The sequence below is a fragment of the Nonomuraea soli genome (assembly GCF_013761175.1).
Classification (GTDB): domain Bacteria; phylum Actinomycetota; class Actinomycetes; order Streptosporangiales; family Streptosporangiaceae; genus Nonomuraea; species Nonomuraea soli.
This window is the reverse complement of the sequence record NZ_JACDUR010000009.1, coordinates 65,350-92,025: the sequence shown is the minus strand read 5'-3', so window position 1 is coordinate 92,025 and position 26,676 is coordinate 65,350. Positions and strand designations below refer to the sequence as shown.

The window sequence follows — 26,676 nt, the reverse complement described above, 5'->3', positions numbered from 1 at the left end:
TCAGGCCTGCGGGACCGGTGAGAGCGGCGTGTGCGGGTCGCGCGCCGCCGCTCTCACCAGGTGCAACCAGACGTCCACCAGGCCTTCGACGGTCGTGGCGTCGAACAGGTCGGTGTTGTAGGTGACCTCGCCGATGATCGAGTCAGGGGTCTCCGCGACCGAGCAGACGAGGTCGGCGACGGTGGTACGGGTCGCCAGGTCGATGGGGGTGACGGTCAGCTGCGGCAGCCGTACGGCTTCCGCGCTGGTCAGGGCACTGAGGGGGACGCCGTTGAAGATGACGTCGAAGTACGGCATGCGGCCCGGGTCGCGTCGCGGGCGCAGGGCCTGGACCAGGCGCTCGAACGGCACGTCCTGGTGGGCGTAGGCGGCGTGCACGACCTCCCGCACCCGGCCGACCAGCTCGGCGAAGGTGGGGGAGCCCGCCAGCGAGGTACGCAGCACCAGCGTGTTGGCGAAGAATCCGATCATGTGCTCGGTCTCGGGCCGGGTACGGCCCGGCACCGGGGAGCCGACGGCCACGTCGTCGCTGCCGCTCACCCTGGCCAGGGCGGCCTGGAAGCCGGCGAGCATGGTGACGAACAACGTCGTGCCCGCCTCGCGGCTGAGCTTGCGCAGCCGCTCCGTCACCTGCTCGTCGAGCATGAAGGAGGTGCGGGCGCCGTCGAAGGTCTGCACAGGCGGGCGCGGCCGGTCGGTCGGCAGCGGCACCGGGCTCAGGCCCGCGAGCTGGTCGCGCCAGTAGTCGATCTGCGCCCCGTCGCCGCCCTGGCCGCGCTGCCAGGCCGCATGGTCGGCGTACTGCACGCCCAGCCCCGGCAGGACGGCGGGACGGCCCGACAGCGCGGCCTCGTAGAGGGTGCCGAGCTCCTGCCAGAAGACCGGCTCCGAGCCCGCGTCGTAGGCGATGTGGTGCACGACCATCGAGAAGACGTGCTCGTAGTCGTCGAGCTTGGTCAGCCTGGCCCGCACCGGAGCCTCGCGGGCCAGGTCGAACGGGGTGTCCCAGTCGGACTGCAGGGCGCGGGAGGCGGCCGCCTCCCGCGAGACCCGGTCGCGCCCGGCCGCGATCCCGGTCGCCAGGCGCGGGCCCCGCTCGTCGATGCGCACCTCGGGGACGCCGCCGGCGTTCTCCACGTAGCGGGTGCGCAGGATCTCGTGCCGCGACACCAGCCCGTCGAAGGCGCGGACGAACGCGCCCTGGTCCAGGCGGCCGACCAACCGGCAGGCGATCGGCACGTTGTAGGCGGTCGAATGGGGCGCCAGCCGGTGCAGGAACCACAGCCGCTCCTGGCTGAACGACAGCGGCAGCACGCCGTCCCTGCCGGCCGCGGGCAGCGGCGGGATCTGCGCGACCCGGCTCTCGTCCACCTCCTCGGCCAGCTCCTCCAGCGTCTCGGCCGAGAAGAGCAGATAGAGCGGGAAGTCGATGCGCAGGTGGTCCTGGATCCTGAACATCACCTGGGTGGCCAGCAGCGAGTTGCCGCCCAGCTCGAAGAAGTTGTCCTCCAGGCCGACCTGGTCGACGTCGAGCACGTCGGCCCAGATCGCGGCCAGGGCCTTCTGCGTGGCGGTGACGGGAGCCCGCACGTCCGGCCGTTCGGCCTGTGCTGTGACCTCCGGGAGCGCGGCCCGGTCCACCTTGCCGTTGGCGTTGAGCGGGATGTGCTCCAGCGGCACGATCTGCGCCGGAATCAGGTACGACGGCAGCCGCTCGACCAGATGGGCGCGCAGCTCGGCCGGGTCCGGCTCGGCGCCCGCGACGTAGGCGACCAGCCGCTCGCCGGAGACGAGGGCGACGACCTGGCGCACGCTCGGATGCGTCTCCAGGGCGGCCTCGATCTCGCCCAGCTCGATCCGCACCCCGCGGATCTTGACCTGGTGGTCGGTGCGGCCCAGGAAGTCCAGGGCGCCGTCGGGGCGGCGGCGGCCCAGGTCGCCCGTGCGGTACAGGCGCGATCCCGGCGGGCCGTACGGGTCGGGCACGAAACGGGAGGCGGTCAGGGCGGGCCGCAGGTGGTAGCCGCGGGCCAGGCCGATGCCGCCGATGAACAGCTCCCCGGTCTCGCCGTCGGGCACCGGGCGCATGTCCTGGTCGAGCACGTGCACGGTGTTGCCGGTGAAGGCCGAGCCGATGGAGACGACAGGCCCCGCGTACGGGTCGTGGGGGTCGTAGGTGTAGAGCGTGGAGTCGATCGAGACCTCGGTGGCGCCCCACTGGTTGTGCAGGCGGCAGCCGTACACGCCGAGCTGCTCGTGGAAGGCCAGTGCCAGCGGGGCGGTCAGCGCCTCGCCGCTGGAGATCACGTGGCGCAGGTGGGCCAGGCGCGGCAGCCCGGCCCGGCGGTGCGCCTCCAGGAACAGGCTGAGCATGCTCGGCACGAACTGCACCACCGCCGCCTGGTGGCGGCGCGCGGCCTCCAGCAGGGCCACCGGGTCCTTGTGCTCCTCCGGAGGCAGCACGGCGACGACGCCGCCCATCGACAGCGGCCAGAAGATCTCCACGGCCGAGTCGTCGAAGCTGAGCGTGGTCTTGTGCAGCACGCTCTCGCCCGGCATCAGCCGGTGCTCCTCCTGCATCCACCGCATCCGGTTGAGCCAGCCCCCGTGCGTGCTGGCCACGCCCTTGGGAGTGCCCGTCGAGCCGGAGGTGAAGTAGATCGACACCAGGTGGCCCGGCCGCACACCGGAGCCGACCGGGCTCGACTCGTGCCGGTCGATCAGGTGGCGGTCGCGGTCGAGCAGCACCACCCGCGCGATGTCGTCCGGCAGGCGGTCGGCCAGGGCCTGCTCGCCCACGCAGACCGGCGCCCGCGCCTGCTCGACCATGAGACGGACCCGCGCTGCGGGCGAGTCCGGATCGATCGGCAGGTAGGCGCCGCCGGCCTTGAGGATCCCGAGCAGGGCGATGACCAGGTCGAGCCCGCGGTGCACGGCCAGGGCCACCGGCGTGTCGGCGACCACGCCCAGCTCCCGCAGATGGCGGGCGATCTGGTTGGCGCGCTCGTCGAGCTGCAGGTAGGTGAGGGAGAAACCGTCGTCGTCGACCACGGCGATCGCCTCGGGGGTGCGCCGCACCTGGGCCTCGACCAGTTCGTGCAGGCACGTCGTCGTGGTGACCTCGGCAAGCTCGGTCATGTCTTTTCCCATCCGGTCGCCGACGCCACCAGCGCGACGCGGTCGATCTTCTTGGTGACGGTGAGGGGGAAGGCCGCGCGGACCTCGATGCGCGGCGGGATCATGGAGATGGGCAGGTGAGCGGCCAGGTGCTTGCGCAGGGCGCGGGCGGTGACCGGACCCTGCGCGAACAGCAGCAGCTCGCCCCCCACCACCTGGGCCGCGGCCAGCTCCACCAGCGGGTGCTCCTGGGCGACGCACTCGATCTCGCCCAGCTCGATCCGGTAGCCGCCCAGCTGGACCTGGCGGTCGCGGCGGCCCGCGAAGTGCAGCCTGCCGTCGGGCAGCAGGCGGCCGACGTCGCCCGTGCGGTACAGCCGGCCCAGCCGCGGATGCTCCACGAACCGCTCGGCGGTCAGATCAGGCGCGCCCCGGTAGCCGACGGCCACGCCGGGCCCGCCGACGTGGATCTCGCCCTCCACGCCGCCGGCGACCGGGTCGCCGCCCGCGTCGAGGATCTCGACGCGGTAGCCGGGCAGCGGGCGCCCCACCGGCAGCGGGTCGCCCTCGCCAGGCTCGACCAGGCCCGCCGTGCACCAGACGGTGACCTCGGTGGGGCCGTAGAAGTTCCACACCTGGCCCGCCCGGCCGGCCAGCTCGGCGGCCAGCCTGGCCGTCAGCACCTCGCCGCCGCAGACCGCCTGCAGGCGGGTGCGTCCCGGCGTCAGGTACGGCAGCAGCGAGCGCCAGGCGGTCGGGGTGGCGTGGACGACGCTGACGTCGTGCCCCTCCAGCCAGGCGACCAGCCGTCCCGGGTCGGCTTGCAGCTGCTCGGAGGTCACCAGGGAGGCCCCGCCATGCGTGAGCGGCAGCAGGATCTCCAGCAGGGAGATGTCGAAGGCGAAGGTCTGGTTGGCGGCGTAACGGTCCTCGGGAGCGGGGCGCAGAATCTCGGCGACCGCGCGCACGCAGTGCAGCAGCGAGGCATGGGTGACCTGGACGGCCTTGGGCCTGCCGGTCGAGCCGGAGGTGAACATGATGTACGCGCACTGCTCGGCACCCACGTCGCCGGTCGCCAGGACGGCGGCGGAGCCACGCGGCGGCGGGACGGAGTCGAGCAGATGCGTCACCTGCGCCTGCTCGCGCTGGAACCTGGTGCGCTCGGGCGGCGAGGTCGGATCCAGCGGGACGACGACCCCGCCGGCCTGCCACACGCCCAGGAGCGCGGCCACATGGTCGCCGGTTCTCGGCAGGGCGACGGCGATCGTGTCGCCTGGCCGTACCCCGCGTGCCCGCAGCCCCTCGGCGACGGCCGCGGCCTGGGCGGCCAGCTCGCCGTAGGTGCGCGTGCCGGCGGCGTCGACGACGGCGGGGGCGTGCGGGGTGCTCGCCACCTGCCGGGCGACCTCGTGCAGGACGGTGTTCACGCCGGCCTCCGTGACCAGGGCAGCAGGGGGATCGAGACCATCGGGGGCGAAGAAGCGGCAGGGGTGGGCCGGGTCGGGTCGTGGCCGAGCTCGTAGAGGCGGATCAGGGCGGCCGGCACGTCGGCGTCCGTGGCGCACCGCACCACGGCGGCCGTCCGCGCCCGCAGCAGCGGAGCAGCCAGGCCGGGGCCGAGCTCCACGAACGTGCGCACACCCTGCGCGATCGCGTGGTCGAGCGCCTCACCGAGCCGGCTGGGCTCGCACAGTTGCCTGACCCAGTGCCTCGCGCCCATCGCCCGGCCGTCGAGCGGCGCGCCGGTGAGCGAAGAGACCAGGGGGAGGTGGCCGACGTTGGCGGGCAGATCCTCCAGGGCACTGCGCAGCTCGCCGGCGATCTCGGCGGCCAGGCCGCTGTGGTCCGGCGTCGCGGGGCCGAGGTCGTCGTGCAGGACGCGGCTCCCGGCCAGGGCGGCGGTGAGCTTGGCCAGCTCGGCGGGCGGTCCTGCCAGGACGCAGGTCTGGGCGTCCTCGTGCAGGGAGACGGCCGCCCGTGCGCCCACCCGCTCGCACAGCGCGGCGGCCAGACGCGGCGCCAGCCGTACGCGCAGGGTGGACACGGGCGCGAGCGGCGCCAGCAGCCGGGCACGCTGCGCGGTCACGAGGGCGGCGTCGCCGGGAGACAGGACCCCGGCGAACGCGGCCGCGGCCACCTCACCGGACCCGTGACCGATCACCATCGCCACCCCGGCCCCGGCCTCGACGAGCCCCAGGGCCCGCTCGTGGGCCGCGTCGTAGGCCCGGCCCTGAGCTGCGTCGAAGGCGTGGCCGCCGGTGAAGACCAGGGCCACGGGGCCGCCTGCCGCAGGGGGAGGCGGGCTGACGACGAGCGCGGTGAGGGCGCGTTCCAGCTCGGCCGTGAGCTGCGAGGCGTCGGCGCCGGACACGGCCAGGCGGTAGGCGTGGTGGTCGCGCCGCTCGACGGCGGTATGGCAGGCGGCGGCCAGGTTCAGGCCGGGGTCGGCCAGGGCGTCCAGCCATCGCTCGGTGAGAGCGCGCAGGGCCGCCGGAGTGTGCGCGGACAAGGGGAGCCGCAACACCCCGCTCCCGCTCCCGGTGGCGATGCCGGGGTCCGGTCGCGGTGGTGCCTGGAGGATCAGGTGTGCGTTGGTCCCGCCGAAGCCGAACGAGCTGACCCCCGCCACCCGTCCCGCCCACGGCTCCGTCCTCGTCTGGACGGCCAGCCCGCCGGCCCCCCAGTCGAAGTCGTCCGCCGGCTCGTCGGCGTGCAGGCTCGCGGGCAGCACGCCGCGGTGCAGCGCGAGCGCCAGCTTGGCCAGCCCCGCCGCCCCCGCCGCCGCCTCCAGATGGGCGATGTTGCTCTTGACCGACCCCACCCGCACCGGCTCGCCGCCGCGACCGCCCAGGACCTCCGACAGCGCGCGCAGCTCCATCAGATCGCCCAGCTTGGTGCCGGACCCGTGCGCCTCCACGTAGCCGATCTCGCCCGGCTCCACCCCGGCGGCGCTGCACGCGGCGCGCAGGAGCCTGGCCTGGGCGGGTGCGCTCGGCGACATGAGCCCGTTGGTTCGCCCGTCGCTGTTGACGGCTCCGCCCAGGATGAGCGCGTACACCCGGTCGCCCGCGGCCTCGGCGTCGGAGAGGCGCCTGAGCGCCAGCACGACGGCGCCTTCTGACCGGCCCATGCCGTCGGCCTTGGCGCCGAACGACTTGCAGCGTCCGTCGGGCGCGAGCACGCCGGCGGTGCGGAAGCACAGCCCGAAGTCGGGCGTCAGGATGGCGTTGACCCCTCCGGCGAGGGCGGTGTCGCACTGGCCGGTCTGCAGGGCGATGACCGCCTGGTGGACGGCGACCAGCGACGAGGAGCAGGCCGTGTCGACGGCCATCGAGGGGCCGTGCAGGTCGAAGACGTAGGAGATGCGGTTGGCCGCCACGCTGTGCGCCGCTCCGGTGGGCGTGTAGCCGTCGCGCTCGCTGCCCGGCGAGAAGCTCTCCACCAGGAAGTCGCCGCTGCTGATGCCGACGAAGACGCCGGTCTGGCTGCCTGCCAGGTCGTTCGCGCGGATGCCGGCGTCCTGCAGCGACTCGTGGGCGACCTCCAGCAGCATGCGCTGCTGCGGGTCCATGGCCGCGGCCTCCCTGGCGTTGATCGAGAAGAACGCCCGGTCGAAGGCCTGCACGTCGGGCAGGAAGCCGCCGACGCCGACGCCGGGCTCGCTCCAGCCGTGGTGGCGCCCGGCCCGCTCGCGTGGCACCGGCACGACCGCGTCGAGCCCTTCGGACAGCAGCCGCCAGAACGCCTCGGGGCCGGCCGCGCCGGGAACCCGGCAGCCGATGCCGACGATCGCCACCGGCTCCAGGCGACCCGGCCCGTCCTGCCGTACGGCCAGGCCGGACGGATGGCGGTCCTGCTCTTGCCGTACGGCCAGCCGGGACAAATCACGGTCCGGCTCTTGCCGTACGGCCAGGCGGGACAAATCACGGTCCGGCTCGTGCCGTACGGCGAGGGCGGACAGGTGGCGGTCGAGTGCCCTGGCGGTCGGGTGGTCGTAGAACACCGTGGTGGGCAGCTCCACCCCGAGGCGCCCGCCGAGGTCGGCGGCCAGGGCCACCGCGTCCGCCGACCCGATCCCGTAGTCGATGAACAACCGGTCGGGATCGACGGGCGACAGCCCCGTCCGCTCGGCGACGAGGGCGAGGATCAGCTCCAGCCGGTTCATCTGGCCGCCGCCGCGGGTTCGAGGTCGGGCAGCGCGGGCGAGACCCAGCCGGCCAGCACGGGGAAGCGCCCTGACAGGAGCATGTCGCGGCTGGCGCGGCGCTGAATCTTGCCGCTCGTGGTCTTGGGCACCGAGCGCGGCTCGACCAGGAAGACGCCGTCGAGCACCAGGTCGTGCTCCTTGGCGACGGCCAGGCGGATCTCGGTGATCAGCTCGGCGAGCTCGTGCGCGGTGCCGCTAGCCTCGGCGACCACGATGGCGGCCTCGGCCTGCGGCACGTCGCCGGTCGGTTCGGTGGAGAAGGCGGCCGTGCAGCCGCCGCGCAGGCCGGGGTGGACCTGCTCGACGGTGTACTCCACGTCCTGCGGGTAGTGGTTGACGCCGTTGACGACGATCAGGTCCTTGTGCCGGCCGACGATCACGACCTCGCCGTCGGGGCTGATCACCCCGAGGTCGCCGGTGCGCAGGAACGACTCGTCGCGGCCCGGCACGCGGGCGTGGAAGATCTCCTCGGTGAGGTCGGGGCGCTGCCAGTAGCCTGCGGTCACCGACGGTCCGTGCACCCAGATCTCGCCGACCTCGCCCTGCGCGCACTCGCGGCCGGTCCGCGGATCGGCGATGATCACCGTCATGCCCTCCAGGGCCGGGCCGCAGCGCACGTAGGAGCGGTCGCCGACCCGCAGGGCCGGGTCGCCGCCGCCCCACGGCCTGGTGGTGACGACCAGCGTCGTCTCGGCCATGCCCCACGCGAAGTGCATGTCGCCGGGGGTGAACCCGGTGGAGGCGAACCGGTCGGCGAAGCGCCTGATCGTGGCCTCCCTGATCGGCTCCGCGCCGTTGACGGCCACCCGCCAGCTCGACAGGTCCAGCTCGGCCAGCTCCGCCTCGGTGACCTTGCGGCTGCACAGCTCGTAGGCGAAGTTGGGGGCGTACGACAGCACGCCCTGGTGCTCGCTGATCGCCTTCAGCCAGGAGGTCGGGCGGGAGGCGAAGTTCTGCGGGGTCATCTTGACCACGTGCGCGCCCCAGTAGAGGGGCGAGATGAGCGAGCCGATGATGCCCATGTCGTGGTAGAGCGGCAGCCAGGAGATCGTGGTGGTGGTGTGGTCGGCGCCCACGGCCCTGGCCACGGCCGAGGCGTTGTGGGCCAGCCGGTCGTGGGTGACCATGACGCCCTTGGGGTGGCCGGTCGAGCCCGAGGTGTATTGCAGGAAGGCCAGGTCGTCGTGGCCGGGCAGCTCGATGGTCCGCTCCGCCGTACCCGCGAGCAGGTCGGCGAAGTGCAGCCAGCCGCGGAAGCCGGGCAGCGCGGCGAGGATCTCGCCGTCGGGCAGCGGCGCCGGCGCGATGGCGAAGGCGGCGCCCGAGTCGCGGGCGATGGCCGAGATCTTCGACCACGCCGACCGGAAGTGCGCCACCGACGGCAGGTAGACGGGCACGGGTACGGCCCCCGCCAGCAGGCACCCGTAGAAGACCGAGGCGTACTCCGGCGAGGTCGGGCAGATCATCAGCACCCGCTCGCCGCGTGCCCCGCGCTCGCCCAGCCGGGCGGCCACCCGAAGGGCGTCGTCCGCCAGGCCGGCGAAGGTCTGGACCTGCTTGCCCTCGCGGCCGAGGAAGGTCAGGGCCGGCCGGTCCCCGTGCGCCCCGGCGTCGTCGAGGAGCCTGTCGAGGATGGATGGGTAGGTCATGATGCCTCCTTCGGCGCGCTCAGTCACGCGACGCCTCCGATGGGGTTGTTGAGCAGCTCGTCCAGGAGCGCGTCCACCTGGGCGTCGGACAGGGCTTCGAGCCGGGCCACCATGGGGTCGCCCTGGCCGTGACCGTCGTCGTGGCCGGGCCCTTCGCCGAGGCGGGCCAGCACTCGCCCGGTCAGCTCGGCCACCGACGGCCCGTCGAGGAAGGCGGGGGTGGGCAGGCGCACGCCGAGCCGGGACTCCACGAGGTTGCGCAGCTCGACGGCCATCAGCGAGTCGAGACCCAGCCTGGTCAGGGAGAGATGCGGGTCGATGGCGGCGGGCGAGGTGCGCAGGACGCCGGCGACCCAGGCGGTCATCGCCTCCTGCAGCTCCTGCGGCGTCGAGAACTCCAGCCGGCCGGACGCCGCCGGCTCGCCGCGCATCCCGGCGAAGATCGACCAGCGGTCCTGTCCGGGGTTGTGCGCGAACCACGTCGGCGCGTCCAGCGGGACGAACGCCACGTGCGCGGGCCGCTCGGCCAGGGCGGCGGCGAACAGGTCCAGGCCGTGGGCGACGTCGATGCCGCCCATGCCGCGCAGGGCCAGCCGCCCGGCGCGCTCCTCGGTGGCGGCCAGACCGGTCTGCGACCAGGGGCCCCAGCCGATGCTCGTGGCGGTCAGTCCCTGGGAGCGGCGCCAGTGGGCGAAGCCGTCCAGGAAGGCGTTGCCCGCCGCGTAGCCGGTCTGGGCGGCCGAGCCGAGCAGGCCGGCGGCGGAGGAGAACAGGACGAAGAAGTCGAGGGGGTCGCGGGCGGTGAGACGGTGGAGGTTGAGGGTGCCGTCGACCTTGGGGCGCAGGACCTCGCGCAACGAGGCGGCGTCCATGGCGGTCATGATGCGGTCGCGCAGGACACCGGCGGCGTGCACGACGCCACGAATCGGCGGCCGCTCCGCCGCGCTGTCGGCCCCGGCCGCTGCACTGTCGGCCCTGGCCGCCGCGTTGCCGGCCCCGGCCGCCGCGTTGTCGGCTCCGGCCGCGGGGCCGGTGCCGCGGAGGGTGGCGAGGGCCGCTGCCAGGGCGTCGGCGTCGGCCACGTCGGCGGCCAGCACCGTCACCTCGACCCCCGCCTCGCGCAGCGCGTCGATGCGGGCGGCGTTCTCCGGGCGCGGCGCCCCGCGCCCCAGCAGCGCCAGGTGCCGGGCGCCGTCGCGGGCCAGCCGCTCGGCGGCGGCCAGGCCCAGCCCGCTGAGGCCACCGGTGACCAGGTAGGTCCCGTCGGCGCGCGGCACCGCGTCGTCGAAGGTCAGCACGATCTTGCCGATGTGCCTGGCCGCCGCCATGTGGCGGAACGCGTCGCCCGCCTCGGCGGCCGGGAGTACGGTCACCGGCAGCGGCTGCAGCTCCCCGGCCGCCACCGCCGCGACGATCTCGCGCAGGAGCCCGCCGACCAGCGCGGGCCGCAGCCGGGTGAGCGAGAACGCCTCGACCGCGTGGAAGGTCAGGCTCCTGGCGAACGGCCCCAGCGCCAGCGGCCGGTTCTCGGCGATGTCGCGCTTGCCGAGCTCCACGAAACGCCCGAACGGCGCCAGGACCGACAGTCCCGCCTCGATGGCCTCGCCGCTCAGGCAGTTGACGACCATGTCGACGCCCCGGCCGCCCGTCGCCTCCATGACCTGCCCGGCGAAGGCGGTGGAGCGGGAGTCGAACACGTGGCGCACGCCCTGCTCCCTGAGCCAGGCACGCTTGCGTTCGGAGCCCGCGGTGGCCATGACCTCGGCGTTCGAGCGGCGGGCCAGGTGGAGCGCCGCCTGGCCGACGCCGCCCGCTCCGGCGTGCACGAGCACCCGCTCGCCCTCGCGCAGGCCGGCCATGCCGTGGACGGCGGTGAGGTAGGCGGCGGGCAGCGTGGCGGCCTGCGCGTATCCGAGGTTGTCGGGGATGCGGGCGGCCAGGCGGGCGTCGACGGTGAGGTGCGTGGCCATCGCCCCGATCTCGGAGACGAGGCAGACGACCCGATCTCCGACGGCGAACCGCGTGGCGTCCGGGCCCGTGTGACCGAGCCCCGTGTCTCCGGCGCCTGGGGAGCTGGTCGCGTCCGGGCCGACGGCGATGACCTCGCCCGCGCACTCCAGCCCGAAAGCCAGCGGCCCCGCCTCCGCCAGCATGCCGTTGGCGCGCAGCACGTCGTTGAAGTTGAGCCCGGCCGCCCGTACCCGCACCCTGAGCTCCCCGGCCCCGGGCTCGCGCTCCGGCGCGGACTCCAGCCGCAGCCCGCCCAGCTCCCCCTGCTCGGACAGGACCACCCGGTACGGCTCCGCCTCGCGGCGCGGCGCGGGCCGGGGGACGAGCCGCAGCGCGAAGGGCTGCCCGTCCCGGTAGGCGACCTCGTTCTCCTCGCCCAGCTCCCAGAGCTCGGGCAGCGGCCCGCCGTCCAGGTCGATGAGCGTGCATCCCAGTTCCGGGTGCTCGTGGCGGATCGCCCGCACCAGGCCCCACACGGCGGCGGCGCCGGGCCGGACGGCGTCGCCCGTCTCGACGGCCTGCGCCAGCTCGGTGACCACCCACAACCGGGGCGGTTCGGCCTGCTCGGCGAGTTCGCGGGCCAGCTCCAGCACCTCGGCGACGGCGCGTTCCGCGGGCAGGCCGGGCGGGACCCGGTGGAGGCGGCCCCCGAACGGCACCCCCTCGCCAGGTGCCGTTCGGGTCCACCGCGCCGCGTGACTCCACCCGCGGTCGCGGGTGATGCGGCGCACCGTCACGCGACGCAGGGCCAGCACCACGCGGCCTCCGTCGTCGCAGACGTCGATGTCGAACTCGGTGTCGCGCACGCGCCTGGCGTGCGCCCATCGCGCGCCCGCCACCTCGCCGAGGACCGCGATCTGGCCGATGCGGTGGGGGAGGATGAGGCCGTCGAGTTCGTCGAGCAGGGGTGCGAGGGACTGGAGGGCGGCGTCGATCGAGGGGGCGTCGAGCGTGTACGGCCCGGCGAGCCGTACGAGGGTCTCGCCCGCCCCGGTGGCGATCGTCTCGACGCGGCGGAAGGCGGGGCCGTACTCCATGCCGCGCCCGGCGAGACGCGCGTAGAACTCCCCGGCGTCGAGGGCGGTGGCGCACCGCGTGCGCACGAGGGGCAGGTCGACGACGGCTCGGCGGGCGGTGGCCGTGCGGGCGGTGGCCGTGCGGGCGGTGGCCGTGCGGGCGGTGTCGGAGTGCGTGCTGTCGGCGTGCGAGGCGGCCGTGGGTGGGGTGGTGGTGCGCGCGGTGGCGTGGACGACGCCGTCGCAGGTCAGCGTGAGGTCGTCGCCGGTGCGTGTGGTGCGCAGGCGTCGCGGCGAGCCGAGGACGAGGGGGACGTGGAAGGCCACGTCGTCCAGCACCGGTGCCTCGGCCAGGGCGGCGGCGACGAAGGCCGCGCCAGGGACGATCACCTCGCCCTCGACGCGGTGATCGCCCAGCACCCCGTCCGGCTCCAGCTCCACCGCCCGCAGCTCGGCGAGGGAGGCGCCGAGCGTCCCCGGGTCCTCCTGGTGGAGCGAGGCCAGCAGCCTGGCGGGCGTCTCCCGCAGCCCTGACAGCAGGGTCGGGTGCGGGCTGAGCTCCAGGAACGTGTCGTGTCCCGCCTCGGACAGCTCCCTGATCACCGGCCAGAACAGCACGGGTTCGCGCAGGTTCCTGCACCAGTACGCGGCGTCGAGGCGCGCACCGGTTCGTGCGGTGACCGTCGACCACAGCGGAATCGTGGCGTCGGAGGGTTCCAGCCCGGCCAGTTCGCGGCGCAGTTCCGGCAGGAGCGGGTCGACGTGGTGGCTGTGCCCGGCGACGTCGGCGCCGATGAGGCGGCAGAACACGTCGTCCCAGCGCAACCGCTGGACGAGGGCGTGGACGGCGTCGTGGTCGCCGGCGACCACGGTCGAGCCCGGGGCGTTGGTGGCGGCCAGGCAGACGCGCCCGTCCTGCTCGTCGATCGCGGCGGTGGCCTGCGCCCAGCCGAGTCCCACGAGCGCCATCGCGCCCGAGCCGCTGAGCCGCCGGTACAGGCGGCTGCGGGCGACGACCACGCCGGCCGCCTGCTCCAGGGTGAGCGCGCCGGCGACGTGGGCGGCGGCGACCTCGCCGAGGCTGTGTCCCACGAGGGCGGAGGGGTGCACGCCCTTGGACCGCCAGAGCCTGGCCAGGCCCACCTGGAGGGCGAACAGGGCGGGCTGGATGGCGTCGATGTCGACGATGTCGCGGGCGCCCGACAGCGCGTCGGTCACCGACCAGCCCAGCAGGGGCGCCAGGGCCTTGTCACAGTCCGCGACCGCTTCTGCGAAGGCGGGTTCCCGCTCCAGCAGGGCGGCGCCCATGCCGTGCCATTGGGTGCCCTGTCCGGGGAAGACGAATACGACACGCTTCATGCCCTGAAGCATGGTCAGCGGGCCGCGCCGCGTCGCCCGCCTCAGGACGCGAGCCGTACCTAGCCGGAGGTCCAGACCGGGGCGGCAAGCCTAGTCGGCGGACGAATACCGATATTTCGGGCAATTGGGGATCGTCCTCGGGTGTGGACCAAGAATCCGGCTTCCTCGGCTCGTCGTTCTACGAGCACGTGCGACGGCGGCCCGACGCCGTCGCCGTCACAGACGGGCCCGCCCACGTCACCTACGCGGAGCTGGCCGCCGCCGCGGCCGGGATCCGGGGCTCGCTGACCGCGCTGGGCCTGGCGCCCGGCGACCGTGTCGGCATCTTCATGCGGCGATCCTGGAAGGTCGTGGCCGCCATCGTCGCGGTGGTCGGCCACGGCTGCACCTACGTCCCGCTGGATCCCGACTACCCCGCCGACCGGGTGCGCTTCATGGCCGGCGACAGCCGACTCGGCGCGATCTGCGCCGACCCCGGCGGTCCCTGGCCCTTCCAGGGCGTGCCGAGGATCGAGGTCACCGGCGACGGGGCGCCGATCCTGGCCCCGGCCGGGCGCTCGCCCGACATTCCCACCCACATCATCTACACCTCCGGCTCGACCGGCAGGCCGAAGGGGGTGGCCACGCCCGAGCACGCCGTCAGCGAGCTGTTCGCCTCGGCGGCCGAGCGGTTCGCCTTCGACTCGCGTGACGTGTGGACCTGGTTCCACAGCCACTGCTTCGACTTCTCCGTCTGGGAGATCTGGGGTCCGCTGGTGCACGGCGGCCGCCTCGTGGTGATCCCGCCCGACGTCGGACGCGACCCGCGCCGGCTGCTGGGCACCCTCACCGACGAGCGCGTCACCGTGCTGTGCCAGGTGCCCAGCATGTTCAAGTACCTGGCCTGGGCCATGGAGCAGGATCCGCGCCCGCTCGACCTGCGCTACCTGATCTTCGGCGGCGAGGCCATCGACCGCGACACCATCCGCGCCTGGATGGACCTGACGGGCGGGCGCGAGGAGATCGTCAACATCTACGGCCCGACGGAGACCACCGTCTTCGCCACCTGCACCGTCGTCGACCGCGCCGCCGTCACCGACCCGACCGGCCCCACCAACATCGGCAGGCCCCTGCGCCACGTGCGGACCGCCGTCGTCGGCACGGACGGTACGGCATGCGCCGAGGGCGAGCTGTGGATCGGCGGCACCGCCCTGGCCGCCGGCTACGTGGGCAGGCCCGAGCTCAACGCCGAGCGGTTCCCCGTGGTCGACCTGGGAGAGGGCGAGCGCCGCTGGTATCGCACGGGTGACCTGGTCAGGCGGCTCGACGACGGCTCCTTCGCGTACCTGGGCCGCATCGACTCCCAGGTCAAGATCCGCGGCTTCCGCATCGAGCTGGGCGAGATCGAGGCCGTCCTGCGCGGCCTGGACGGTGTGAACGACGCCGCGGTGCTCGTCAAGACGCCGCCGGGCGGCGAGCCGCTGATCGTCGCCTACCTGGTGGGCGAGCCCGCCCCGGCTCGGGAGCTGCGCGAGCGGTGCGGCGAGCGGCTGCCCGCGCACATGATCCCCGCCAGGTTCCACACCGTGGCGGAGTTTCCACTCAACCCCAACGGCAAGCTCGACCGGCTCGCCCTGGAGGGAACACGATGAGCACCGGTGCCATCCGCGACGCCGTACTGGCCGGAGAGAGCGACCTCGGGGCGATGCCCGTGCCCGAGTTCTACACGGCCCTGACCGTCCACGCCGACGAGGTCGGCATGTTCGAGGGCGTGAGCTCGGAGTTCAAGGACCCGCGCAAGTCCCTGCACGTGGAGGAGGTGCCCACGCCCGAGCCCGGCCCGGGGGAGGCGCTGGTCGCCGTCATGGCCAGCTCGGTCAACTACAACACCGTCTGGTCGGCGATCTTCGAGCCGCTGCCCACCTTCGCCTTCCTGCGCAGGTACGGCAGGCGCAGCGAGCTGGCCCGCCGCCACGACCTGCCGTACCACGTGCTGGGCTCCGACCTGTCGGGCGTCGTGCTGCGCGTCGGCCCGGGAGTCAGCAAGTGGAAGCCGGGCGACCGGGTCGTCGCCCACTGCCTGTCGGTCGAGCTGGAGGACCCCGAGGGCCACGACGACAGCATGCTCGATCCCGAGCAGCGCATCTGGGGCTTCGAGACCAACTTCGGCGGCCTGGCCGAGCTGGCGCTGGTCAAGGCCAACCAGCTCATGCCGATGCCCGCCCATCTCACGTGGGAGGAGGCGGCCTGCTCCGGCCTGGTCAACTCCACCGCCTACCGGCAGCTCGTCTCGCGCAACGGCGCCCAGATGAAGCAGGGCGACACCGTCCTGATCTGGGGCGCCTCAGGCGGTCTCGGCTCCTACGCGACCCAGTTCGCGCTCAACGGCGGAGCCACCCCGGTCTGCGTGGTCTCCTCGCCCGAGAAGGCGGAGCTGGCCAGGCGGGCGGGCGCCGAGCTGGTCATCGACCGCGCGGCCGAGGGCTTCTCGTTCTGGAGCGACGAGCACACCCCGGATGTCGCCGAGTGGCGCAGGTTCGGCCAGTGCATCCGCGACCTGACCGGCGGCGAGGACCCCGACATCGTCTTCGAGCACCCGGGACGCGACACCTTCGGCGCCAGCGTGTACGTGGCACGGCGCGGCGGCACCATCGTCACCTGCGCCTCGACGACCGGGTTCCAGCACTCCTTCGACAACCGCTACCTGTGGATGAACCTCAAGCGGGTCGTCGGCACCCACTTCGCCAACTACCACGAGGCCTGGCAGGCCAACCGGCTGATCGCCAAGGGCATGATCCACCCCACCCTGTCGCGCGCCTACCCGCTCACCAGCGCCGCCGACGCGGTGCACGACGTGCGCAGGAACGTGCACCAGGGCAAGGTCGGCGTGCTGTGCCTGGCGCCCGAGGAGGGGCTGGGCGTGCGCGACCAGGAGCTGCGGCAGCGGCTGCTGCCCTCCATCACCCGTTTCAAGGAGACGTCGTGACCACCTCCATCCTCGAATCGGATCTGTCGGCGCCCAGCGAGAGGCGCCTGGAGATCTGCGTGTTCTGCGGCGCCGGCCGGTGCACCTCGCAGGCCGTGATCGACATGGCCAGGGCGACCGGCCGGCTCATCGGGGAGCGCGGGCACCGGCTGCTGTACGGCGGCGGTGGCTCCGGCCTGATGGGCGAGGTGGCCTGGGCCGCCTCCGAGCACGGCGCGCCGATCCGCGGCATCATCCCCCGCTTCCTGTACGAGCGCGAGCGCGCCATCGCCGCCCCCGTCCAGGAGACGCAGCTGACCGACACGCTCTACAAGCGCAAGGAGCACATGCTGCGCAGCGCCGACGCCTTCGTGGCGCTGCCGGGCGGCTTCGGCACCCTGGACGAGATCCTCGAAGTCATCTCCGCCACCTATCTGGGCGTCTCCGCCAAGCCGATGATCATCGTCAACACGGAGGGAGTCTGGGACGACCTGGTCAACCTGATCGCCACGCTCGGCCGGTTCGGCTTCATCTCTCCGGGCGAGCAGCCGATGTTCCACACGGCGTCGTCGCCGCTGGAGGCCTTGGAGATCATCGAGCGGCTGGTCCCCGTCGGAGGGGCACGATGAGCGTGCCCGCGTCGTTGTCGCGCGAGGACAAACGGGCCCTGCTGGCCGAGCTGATCAGCTCGGGCGCCGCGCCCTTCCCGCTCTCGCAGGGCCAGCAGTCGTTGTGGTTCATGGACCGGGTGCGGCGGGAGGCGAGCGTCGCCTACAACATGCCCTTCGCCTGGACGATCCGCGGCACGGTGGACCCCGGCGCGCTGCGCCGCGCGTTCGCCTGGCTGATGGCCCGCCATCCCATCCTGCGCACCACCTACGCGTACGTGCGCGGCACCCCCGTCCAGCGGGTGAGCCGGGCGGCCGAGCCCGATCTCGTGATCGCCGACCCCGCCTCGCCGCAGGAGCTGGCCGACCTGCTCGCGGAGGCGGCCGGCCGCCCCTTCGACCTGGCCACAGGACCGGTCTTCCGTGTCGTGCTCGCCCGCCGCCCTGACGCGCCGCCGGTGCTGCTGTGGGTCACCCACCACATCGCCATCGACGGCTGGTCGCTCTTCCTCATGCTCGACGAGCTCGGCCGGGCCTACACGGCCTACCTGCACGGGCGCGAGCCCGACCTGCCCGCGCCCGAGGCGGGCTACGCCGACTTCGTCGCCTGGCAGGCGGCCATGCTGGCGGGCCCGTGGGGCGACCGGCTGGCCGACCACTGGAGGGAGGCGCTGCACGACCCGCCGCCCCCGCTCGCCCTGCCCCTGGACCGGCCCAGGCCCGCCGACCGGAGTTTCCGCGGCGCCTGCCACGCCTTCCGTCTCGACGCGGAGCTGACCGCGAAGGTCGAGGAGCTGGCCGCCCGGCACGACACCACGGTGTACACGACCCTGCTGGCCGCCTTCCAGGTCCTGCTGGGCAGGGCGGCGGGGCAGCGGGAGTTCCTGCTGGGCACCTGGACCTCGGGCCGCAGCCGCCCGGAGTTCGCGGGCGTGGCCGGCTACTTCGTCAACCCGGTCGTCGTCAGGACCGACCTGTCGGGCGAGCCCGGCTTCTCCCAGCTGCTCGCACGCACCAGGAGCGTGGTGCTCGACGCGCTGGAGCACCAGGACTATCCCTTCCCGCTGCTGGTCGAACGCCTGGGCGTGCGGCGGGACCCGAGCCGCTCGCCCCTGTTCGACGTGGCGTTCACGCTGCGCGCCTCGCAGCGCGGTGAGATCACCCGCTCGGAGTCCGGCGAGACCGCCTCGCCGCTGGGGGCCCCTTCTGAGGGGGAGCGCGGCATGCTGCTCCACCTGGGTGAGCTGGTCCTGGCCACCTACCCGCTGGAGCAGCAGACGGTCAGGTTCGACGTGGAGATGGAGCTCATCTCCTCCGACGGCGAGCTGTCGGGCCTGCTGCGCTACTCGACCGACCTGTTCGACGCCGAGACGATCGCCTGGCTGGCGCAGGGGTATCGCGGCATCCTGGAGGAGGTGACGGCCGAGCCGGACCGGCCCGTCGGCACGCTGTCGTGGCGCCCGCGCGACAACGTCCCGCGTGCCGTACCCCTGGCCGGTGCCACCGGGACCGGGCCGGTGACGGCCCCGGCCGAGCTCGTCGGCACCGTGACCGGCATCTGGGGCAACGTCCTGGGCCTGGAGCCCGGCGAGATCGCGCCCGACGACGACTTCTTCTCGCTCGGAGGTCACTCGCTGGCCGCCGTCCAGGTGGCGATGGAGCTCCAGGCGGCCCTGGGCGTGGAGGTGTCGATCTCCGACGTCTTCCACCACCTGACCCCCGCCGAGCTGGCCGGCATGCTCGCCACCCCCGCCGACGCGGGCCCGGTGCCGCTGCCGAGGACGCCCGGCCAGGACCTCCCGCTCTCCTACGCCCAGGAGAGCCTGTGGATCCTGCACCAGCTCGCTCCGCACAGCCTCGCCTACAGCGCACCGCACGCCTTCCACCTGGAGGGCGAGCTCGACGTGCCGGCGCTGGAGTGGGCGCTGGGCCAGGTCGTGGCCAGGCACGAGCCGTTGCGCACCACCTACGCCGCCACCCGGCGGGGGCCGGTGCAGCGCATCGCCGAGCCCGCGCCGCTGCGGCTGCCCGTCGTCGACACCGCCGACCCCGTGCGCGCGGTCCTGGAGGAGTACGGCAGGCCGTTCGATCTGTCGCGGCCCCCGATCCGGCCGGTGCTGTTCAGGGTCGCCCCCGACGATCACGTGCTGCTCTTCCTGGTCCACCACATCGCCTTCGACGGCTGGTCCACGGCGGTGTTCTGGCGGGAGTTGTGCGCCTTCTACCGCTCCAGGACCACGGGCGGCCCGGTTCCAGCCGCCCTGGCCGTGCAGTACGCCGACCACGTGGTCTGGGAGCGCGAACGCCTGTCGGGCGAGCGGCTGAGCACACTGGCGGCGCACTGGCGCGAGCGCCTCGACGGCGCCGACAGGACGCGGTTCCCCACCGACCTGCCGCGCCCGCGCAGGCCCCTCTTCCAGGGCGCCCAGCACGTGTTCGACCTGCCCGTGGACGTACGGGCGTTGTGCGAGGCGACCGGGGCTACCGCGCACATGGTCCACCTCGCCGCCTTCCAGATCTGGCAGGCGCGGCGCACGGGCGCCTGGGACCTGGTCACCGGCTCGGTCGTCTCCGGACGCACCAGGCCGCAGACGGCCGACCTGATCGGCCACTTCGTCAACGCCCTGCCGGTGCGCACCGACCTGACCGGCGCGGCCACGTTCTCCGACGCCGTCGCGGTCGTCAGGCGCGGCCTGCTCGACGCCTACGAGCACCAGGAACTCCCGCTGACCCTGCTCTCGGCCGAGCTGGGCCTGGGCAGGGACAAACCCTTCGGCCTGCTGTTCACCCTGCACGACCGGCGGCTGCTCGAATCGGCCGACGACGTGCTCCCCGGTGTGGCGATGCGCCGCATGTCCGTGCCCCTCGGCACCGCCCAGTTCGACCTGGCCCTGGAGGTCACCGACCTGGGCGACAGCGCCCGCGCGGTGCTGGAGTACGACACCGCCCTGTTCCTGCCGCAGACGGTGGCCGCGATGGCCGAAGAGCTGCGGCGGCTGGTCATCGAGCTGGTGGCCGGCCCCGACCTGCCGTTGCGGAGGTGACGAGGATGACCGTGCTCGACCGGGTGGCGGCGTGGGTGAGCGTGCCCGCGCCCCGCCCAGGCGCCGCGATCAGGCTGCTGTGCCTGCCGTACGCGGGAGGAGGGTCCGTCGAGTACAACCAGTGGGCCGACCTGCTGCCCGAGGCCGTCGAAGTGAGGCCCGTGCACCTGCCGGGGCGCGAGCGCAGGATCAGGGAGCGGGCCCGCACCCGCATGACCGAGCTGGTCCCCGAACTGGCCGACGCCCTGGAGGGCGAGACCGCCTCGCCGTACGCGCTGTTCGGTTACAGCATGGGCGCCTGGGTGGCGTTCGAGCTGGCCAGGGAACTGCGCAGGCGCGGCGCGCCCGCGCCGCGCGCCCTGCTGGCGGCCGCCGCCGCGCCGCCGCACGGACCGCGCTCCGCGGCCATGTACGACGCGCCCGAGCCCGAGCTCGTCGGCTGGATGCGGCGCCTGGACGGCAGCGCGGGCATGCCGCTCGACGACCCGCGGCTGCTGGCGGTCGTGCTGCCGCGCGTCAGGGCCGACCTGGAGATCACCGACACCTACCTGCCGCGACCCGAGCCGCCGCTCGACCTGCCGCTGCGGGTCTACGCCGGCACCGACGACGAGATCGTCCCCGTGGAGCACGCCCGGATGTGGGCGGCGCAGGCGACGGGCGACTTCCGGCTGCGCGTGCTGACCGGCGGCCACTTCTTCCTGCACGAGCGGCGTACCGAGCTGCTCCACCACATCGCCCGAGACCTGGAGGCCTGACGTGAGCACCTACGCCGTGGTGATCAACGACGAGGAGCAGTACTCGCTGTGGCCGCAGAGCCAGGATCCGCCGCCGGGCTGGAGCCCGACCGGGTTCGCCGGCGAGCGCGAGGCCTGCCTGGAGCACATCGGCCAGGTGTGGACCGACATGCGCCCCAAGTCGCTGCGCACGCCATGACGGTCGTCCAGGGGACCCGGCCCCGCGTCAACGCCGGACGGCTCAACGGGCACATCGCCGCCCTCGGGGACATCGGCCGCGGCCCCGGCGGCGGCGTGACCCGGCTGGCCTTCACCGCCGAGGACGTCCAGGGACGCGCCTACGTGGCCGGGCTGATGCTGGAGGCGGGCCTGGCCGTCGAGGTCGACGCGGCGGGCAACCTCATCGGCAGGAGGCGGGGCGCCGACGGCACGGCCCCGGCGCTCGTGCTCGGCTCCCACATCGACACCGTCGTCAACGGCGGCGCCTACGACGGGGCCTACGGCGTGCTCGCCGCCGTCGAGGTCGCCCGCGTGTTGCACGAGGAGGGTGTACGGCTGCGCCATCCGCTGGTCGTGGTGGCCTTCTGCGACGAGGAGGGCGCCCACGGCACGATGGGCATGCTCGGCGCGCACGGCTTCACCGGCGCGCTGCCCGCGGGCTTCGGCGAGGAACGCGACAACCGGGGCATCACCATCGCCGACCTGCTGGCGGCCGTCGGCGGCGACCACCTGCGGCTCGACGAGGCGGCCTGGACCCGCGACGAGATCGCCGCCTACCTGGAGCTGCACATCGAGCAGGGCAGCGTGCTGGAGCGGCTGGGCGTGCCGATCGGCGTGGTGGAGTCGATCACGGGACGGCTGAACCTCACCGTGACGGTCGAGGGCGTCGCCGGCCACGCCGGGACCACGCCCATGGAGCACCGGGTCGACGCGCTCGACGCCGCCGCGCGTGTGCTGCTGGCCGTCCGCTCCATCGCGGCCGACGAGGGGATCGTGCTGCGCGCCACCACAGGGACGTGCTCGGTGGAGCCCGGCATGTGGAACGTCATCCCCGGCCTGGTACGGCTCGGCGTGGAGTTCCGCGACGTGACGGCCTCGGCACTCGACGACGCGGTCGCCCGCCTGGGCGAGCTGGCCCAGGAGATCGCCAAGGCCACCGGCACCCAGATCGAGATCGGCCTCGGGGCACGCACCACGCCCGTCGACTGCCATCCGGGCCTGCGTGACCTGATCGCCCGCTGCGCCGCCGAGCTCGGGCTGAGCTCGCACCGGCTGCCGAGCGGGGCCGGGCACGACGCCCAGATCGTCGCCCGCATCGCCCCGATCGGCATGATCTTCGTGCCGAGCACGGGCGGCGTCAGCCACGCACCCGATGAGCACACCCCGCCCGACCAGCTCACCCAGGGCGCTGACGTGCTGCTCAGCGCCGTTCTCCAGCTCGACGGAGGGCTGGTAGCCGGCCGGTAGCCGACGCGATATCGACGGGTATCCGGCGCTCCATACCGTCCTTCTCAGACGACGAGAGAGGGAATCAGATGTCGAAGCGGATGGCGTGGAGCGCGAAGTTCGTCCTGGTAGCCGGCCTGGTCGCCGCCCCCGTCGCGGGCACCGCCGCCACCGCCGTCTCCGCAGCCCCCACCCCCGGCCCCATCGTCACACTGGACGACAGCACCTGGACCTGATCTCCTCGATGAGCTCCCTGACCGGCGCGGCCGATTCCTGATCGGCGCAGTGGGTCAGGGAGCTTTCCAGTGCGGCCAGAGCCTCCTGATCCTTTTCCTGCAGGGCCAGCACCTCGCCCAGCGCCACGAGCGAGCGGAAACGCCACAGCCGGATCTCCAGCTCGGCGAAGATCGCGCAGGCGGCGTCGATCCACCTCGCGGCCTCGCCCGGCCGTCCTGAGCCCGACTCCAGAGCCCCCAGGGCCAGGCAGACCTTGGCCTCCACGAACCGCTCCCGCACCTGGCGGGCGATGATCAGAGCCTCGTTGAGGATCTCGGCGGCAGCCTCGGGCCGCTCCTGCATGAGTCGGATCTCGCCCAGGCCGCACAGGATGTAGGCCTGGCCGATCACGTCGCGGCGCTCGCGCACCAGCACCAGGGCGGCCTCGCAGGCCGACTCGGCCTCCACGAGCCGGCCCTTGCGCAGCAGGATCTCGCCGAGCCGGTTGAGGATCTGCGCCTGGCCGCGCTCGCTGCGCAACTCGCGGAAGACCTCCAGCGCCTGCCTGAGCATCGGCTCGGCCAGCTCCAGCCGCCCCTGGTCCACGTGGACCTGGGCGATGCCGCCGAGCACGTGGGCCTCGGCGTAGCGGTCGCCGACCCGCGCGAAGATCTCCTTGGCCCGGCCGAAGCCGTCGAGCGCCTCCCCGAACCGCCCCGCCAGCCGGTCGAGCAGCGACAGGTTGCGCAGCGCCAGCGCCAGACCGTACGGCTCGCCGATCTCCTCGCACAACGCCACCGCCTTGTCGAGCGGCTCGCCCGCCTTGTCCAGCAGTTGCTGGAACAGGTACATGCTGGCCATCGAGCACAGGATGGCGGCCTCGCCGCGCCGGTCGCCCGCCGCCCTGGACGCCGACAGCGCCACCTCGTGGGTATGGCGCCAGTCGTCGAAGTAGCTGCGCGCCTCGAACAGGGTCGTCGAGGTGACCGCCAGGTCCCAGCACAACTCGTGCAGCCCGAGCGCCGCCGCCTGGGAGACCGCCGCCACCAGGGCGCTGCGCTCGGCGTCGAGCCAGTCGAGCGGCTGGTCGACCAGCGCCTCCGGCACGCAGGGCCGCCACCGTTCGACCGGGCTGTGCAACTGGGTGAAGGCTCCGCCGTACTCCCGCTCGTGGGCCTCCTCCGCCAGCGCCAGCCACGCGCTCAACGTACGGCTCAGCGCCAGGGGGTACTCCCGCGGGTCCTCCTCCGCCTGGGCACGTTCCCTGGCGTAGAGCCTGACCAGGTCGTGGAAGCGGTAGCGGATCTGCCCGGAGAAGTCGCGGCCGACGACCTCGAGGATCTGGGCGTCGACGAGCTGCTCGATGAGGTCCTCCGCCTCGCTCTCGCCGATGTCGAGCAGAGCGGCGCCCGCCCAGGCGGCGAAGTCGGGCGCGCTGAGCAGGCCGAGCCTGCGGAACATGCGCGCGGCGTCCGGGCTCAGGTCGCGGTAGCTGAGGGCGAAGCTGGCGCGCACGGTCATCTGCCCGTAGCTGAGCTCGTCGAGCCTGCGGCGCTCGTCGGTCAGGCGTTTGACCAGGCGCGCAGGGGTCCAGTAGGAGCGGCCCGTGAGCTTGGCGCCCACGATGCGCAGGGCCAGGGGCAGGCCGTCGCACAACGCGCCGAGCGCGCCCGTGGCGTTCGGGTCGTCGCCGACCAGCGCCGAGTCGGCGATGCCGGTGAGCAGGGCGGCCGAGTCGTCGGCGCCGAGCACGTCGAGGCGCACCTCGGTGGCGCCCTCCTGGGCGATCAGGTCGCCGAGCGGGTCGCGGCTGGTCACGATCACGCAGCACTGGCCGGAACCGGGCAGCAGCGGCTTGACCTGCTCGATCATGCGCACGTTGTCGAGGAGGACGAGCACCCTGCGCTTGCCGATCACGGTGCGGAACTGGGCGGCACGCTCGTCGAGGTCTTCGGGGATGCGCTCGCCGCGCACGCCGAAGGCGCGCAGGAACCGGTCCATCGCGGCCCCGGCGCTCAGCGGTTCGGCGTTGAGGTCGTAGCCGCGCATGTCGGCGAACAGCTGGCCGTCGGGGAAGCGGTGGGCCACGCGGTGCGCCCAGTGGACCGCGAGGCCCGACTTGCCCACGCCGCCGATGCCGGTGATCAGCACGATGGTCAGCAGGCCCTGGCGGGACCGTTCCTCCAGCAGGGTGTCGAGCTGCTCGACCTCGGCGGCGCGCCCGGTGAAGTGCGGCACGTCCGCCAGCAGCTGCGCGGGCGCCGGATCCTGGGCGGCCGGCGGGTGCGCCTCCTCGGCGGAGGGCGCGGGCGGCGGCTTGTGCGGGGGATCGGCGAGGGTCAGCTCCGGGCTGTCGTTCAGGATCGCCTCGTGCAGTTCGCGCAGCTCGGTGCCGGGTTCGATGCCGAGCTCGGCGATCAGGTGCTCGCGGCCCGCCCGGTAGGTGTCGAGGGCCGCCGCCCTGCGGCCCGAGCGGTACTGCGCCAGCATGAGCTGGGCACGCAGCAGCTCGCGCAGCGGATTGGCCTCCACGAACGCGGCCAGGTCGTCGGCGAGCTCGCGGTGACGTCCCAGGGCCAGCTCCACCCGCAGCCGCTCCTCGGTCAGCGTGAGCAGCCGGTCCTCCAGCCTGCGGGCCTCGCCCTCCACGAAGGAGCTCTCCATGCCCGCCAGGATCGGTCCACGCCACAACCCGCACGCGCGCGCGAACAGCTGGGCGGCCTCCGCCAGATCGCCGGCGGCCTCCGCGGCGCGCGCCCTGGCCGCCAGCCGGTCGGCGTGCAGGGAGTCGACCTGGTCGGGGGAGGCGTTGAGCACGTAGCCGGGCGCGTTGGTGCCCAGCAGGTCGGCGGGGGCGCCCGCGTCGGCCAGGGCCTTGCGCAGGCTGGAGACGCAGATGACGACCTGGTTCCTGGCCGTCGGCGGCAGGTGGTCGCCCCAGATGGCCTCGGCCAGGCGGTCGATGGAGACCACCTGGCCGGTCCGCAGAATGAGCGTCGCCATGATGATCTGCTGGCGGGTTCCGCGGACGGCGACCCGGTTCGCGCCAATGATGATTTCGAGTGAACCGAGCACTCGAAACGATTGGTCTTGATCCATACCCCATCCCCGGCGAAGCCATCACCCTGCAGGCTAAGTGGATCATGCGTTATCGCGACCAGCAATATTCAATTCAAAAGAGTAAACGAGTGCCGTCGAATTAGAGACGCACTGAAATGGCTTTGTTCACGTTCACGAAAGCGCTCGGTGATTTAGCGGTTACTCGATATTTCAGCCTAGACCCAGCCGCGCTCCGGAGCGTAACGACCCAGCTGCAGCCGAGTGGTCGCTCCCGACAGATCCATGAGGTGGCGTACCCGGCGCTGCACCGTGCGTGGCGACAGCTGCAACTGTTTGGCCACGGCCTCGTCGGTCAGCCCGGCGAACAGCAGCGCGAGGATCTTGCGGTCCAGCGCGGTGACGTCCTCGTCGCCCTCCTCCGCGCCCAGGTGCAGCTTGGCCGCCCGGTCCCACGTCCACTCGAACAACCGGATGAGGCCGCCGAGCAGGCCGCGCGCGTGCACGACCAGCGCCCCCGGCTCCTCTCCTGGAGAGCTCAGCGGCACCAGCGCCACCGAGCGGTCGGCGACGATCATCTTCATCGGCAGGGTGTCGACGACCGCGACCTCCTCGCCCTGACGGGTGGCCTGCTCGGCCTGGCTCAGGCCGCCGGGACCGTCGAGCACGTCGCGTTCGAGGATCACCCGGTAGCGCACGCCCCGCCGTACGGCGGCGTCCTCCGCGGGGTTGTCCTCGGCCGACTGCACCACGGTCGGCGCGGTCACGAAGGCCATCACCTCGCGCTCGGCGCCCAGCTGCAACTGCTCGAACCGCTGGCGGGTGGCGTCGGAGCCGATCACGACCTCGATCAGGTCGCCCGGCGCGCGGCTGCCCGCCGTACGCCGGTAGAGCTCGGTCAGCTCGTTGATGGCCAGCTCGCTGCGGCGCAGTTCGTCGCGGCGGGCGACCAGCATCGCCCGCAACGCCAGGTCGGGAGCGGCGGCCACGTGCCGTTCCTGGTCGCCGCCCGAGCGGCTGGCCAGGCCCAGGCTCTCCAGGCGGCGCAGCAGGCTGCGGGCGTCGGAGGCGGGCAGCCGTAACCGGTCGGCCAGGACCGCGGGGGAGGCGGCGGCCAGATCGACCAGGGCCCGGTAGGCACGCTCCTCCGCCGGTTCCAGGCCCAGGATGTTCAGATCCACGTCGTCGGGAACATCGCTTTCGATCACGATGGCCGAGTATGTCGGCCAAAGATGTGCGAAACGCCCCGCGACCGTAACGAAACGGACG

The 26,676-nt window shown here is 73.4% G+C and carries 15 protein-coding genes; 8 read left to right on the top strand and 7 right to left on the bottom strand.

Going from position 1 to position 26,676, the window contains the following annotated elements:
• The 5 genes from HNR30_RS39525 to HNR30_RS39505 are packed head-to-tail and all read right to left on the bottom strand — an operon-like array spanning position 1 to position 13,358.
• On the bottom strand, positions 1–3,138 hold the full coding sequence (locus HNR30_RS39525) for a non-ribosomal peptide synthetase (RefSeq protein WP_181615308.1): 3,138 nt from the start codon (positions 3,136–3,138) through the stop codon (positions 1–3).
• Positions 3,135–4,544: an amino acid adenylation domain-containing protein gene (locus tag HNR30_RS39520; protein WP_181615307.1), complete on the bottom strand. Its 1,410-nt coding sequence runs from the start codon at positions 4,542–4,544 to the stop codon at positions 3,135–3,137. The genes HNR30_RS39525 and HNR30_RS39520 overlap by 4 nt, the downstream gene beginning before the upstream one ends.
• The gene (locus HNR30_RS39515; RefSeq protein WP_181615306.1) at positions 4,541–7,282 is read right to left on the bottom strand and encodes a type I polyketide synthase; all 2,742 of its coding nucleotides are present in this window, start codon (positions 7,280–7,282) and stop codon (positions 4,541–4,543) included. The genes HNR30_RS39520 and HNR30_RS39515 overlap by 4 nt, the downstream gene beginning before the upstream one ends.
• On the bottom strand, positions 7,279–8,973 hold the full coding sequence (locus HNR30_RS39510) for a fatty acyl-AMP ligase (protein ID WP_181615305.1): 1,695 nt from the start codon (positions 8,971–8,973) through the stop codon (positions 7,279–7,281). Before HNR30_RS39510 ends, HNR30_RS39515 begins: the two co-directional genes overlap by 4 nt.
• Before the next feature lie 23 nt (positions 8,974–8,996).
• Entirely contained in the window at positions 8,997–13,358 is a 4,362-nt protein-coding gene (locus tag HNR30_RS39505; protein WP_181615304.1) for an SDR family NAD(P)-dependent oxidoreductase, read from the bottom strand.
• A gap of 143 nt (positions 13,359–13,501) precedes the next feature.
• On the opposite strand from HNR30_RS39505, the gene HNR30_RS39500 reads away from it, so the two are divergent.
• From HNR30_RS39500 to HNR30_RS39465, 8 genes are all read left to right on the top strand, one after another.
• Complete coding sequence (locus HNR30_RS39500) at positions 13,502–14,989, top strand: amino acid adenylation domain-containing protein (protein ID WP_181615303.1); 1,488 nt, start codon at positions 13,502–13,504, stop codon at positions 14,987–14,989.
• On the top strand, positions 14,986–16,323 hold the full coding sequence (ccrA, locus tag HNR30_RS39495; protein ID WP_181615302.1) for a crotonyl-CoA carboxylase/reductase: 1,338 nt from the start codon (positions 14,986–14,988) through the stop codon (positions 16,321–16,323). The genes HNR30_RS39500 and ccrA overlap by 4 nt, the downstream gene beginning before the upstream one ends.
• Positions 16,320–16,931 (top strand): LOG family protein, encoded by a 612-nt coding sequence (locus HNR30_RS39490; protein WP_181615301.1) that lies wholly within the window; start codon positions 16,320–16,322, stop codon positions 16,929–16,931. The genes ccrA and HNR30_RS39490 overlap by 4 nt, the downstream gene beginning before the upstream one ends.
• Positions 16,928–19,954 (top strand): condensation domain-containing protein, encoded by a 3,027-nt coding sequence (locus tag HNR30_RS39485; protein ID WP_181615300.1) that lies wholly within the window; start codon positions 16,928–16,930, stop codon positions 19,952–19,954. Before HNR30_RS39490 ends, HNR30_RS39485 begins: the two co-directional genes overlap by 4 nt.
• 5 nt (positions 19,955–19,959) lie before the next feature.
• The gene (locus tag HNR30_RS39480) at positions 19,960–20,709 is read left to right on the top strand and encodes a thioesterase II family protein (protein ID WP_181615299.1); all 750 of its coding nucleotides are present in this window, start codon (positions 19,960–19,962) and stop codon (positions 20,707–20,709) included.
• Between the two features lies 1 nt (position 20,710).
• Positions 20,711–20,887 carry an MbtH family protein gene (locus HNR30_RS39475; RefSeq protein WP_181615298.1) on the top strand — a complete coding sequence of 59 codons (177 nt, stop codon included), beginning with the start codon at positions 20,711–20,713 and terminating at the stop codon, positions 20,885–20,887.
• Positions 20,884–22,155 carry a Zn-dependent hydrolase gene (locus HNR30_RS39470; protein WP_181615297.1) on the top strand — a complete coding sequence of 424 codons (1,272 nt, stop codon included), beginning with the start codon at positions 20,884–20,886 and terminating at the stop codon, positions 22,153–22,155. The genes HNR30_RS39475 and HNR30_RS39470 overlap by 4 nt, the downstream gene beginning before the upstream one ends.
• A gap of 68 nt (positions 22,156–22,223) precedes the next feature.
• Positions 22,224–22,370 carry a hypothetical protein gene (locus HNR30_RS39465; RefSeq protein ID WP_181615296.1) on the top strand — a complete coding sequence of 49 codons (147 nt, stop codon included), beginning with the start codon at positions 22,224–22,226 and terminating at the stop codon, positions 22,368–22,370.
• Here the strand turns inward: HNR30_RS39465 and HNR30_RS39460 are convergent.
• Positions 22,342–25,353 carry an AfsR/SARP family transcriptional regulator gene (locus HNR30_RS39460; RefSeq protein WP_181615295.1) on the bottom strand — a complete coding sequence of 1,004 codons (3,012 nt, stop codon included), beginning with the start codon at positions 25,351–25,353 and terminating at the stop codon, positions 22,342–22,344. The genes HNR30_RS39465 and HNR30_RS39460 overlap by 29 nt on opposite strands.
• A gap of 272 nt (positions 25,354–25,625) precedes the next feature.
• Positions 25,626–26,615, bottom strand: coding sequence for a helix-turn-helix transcriptional regulator (locus tag HNR30_RS39455; RefSeq protein WP_220134544.1), 990 nt, complete (start codon positions 26,613–26,615; stop codon positions 25,626–25,628).
• Between the last annotated feature and the right edge of the window lie 61 nt (positions 26,616–26,676).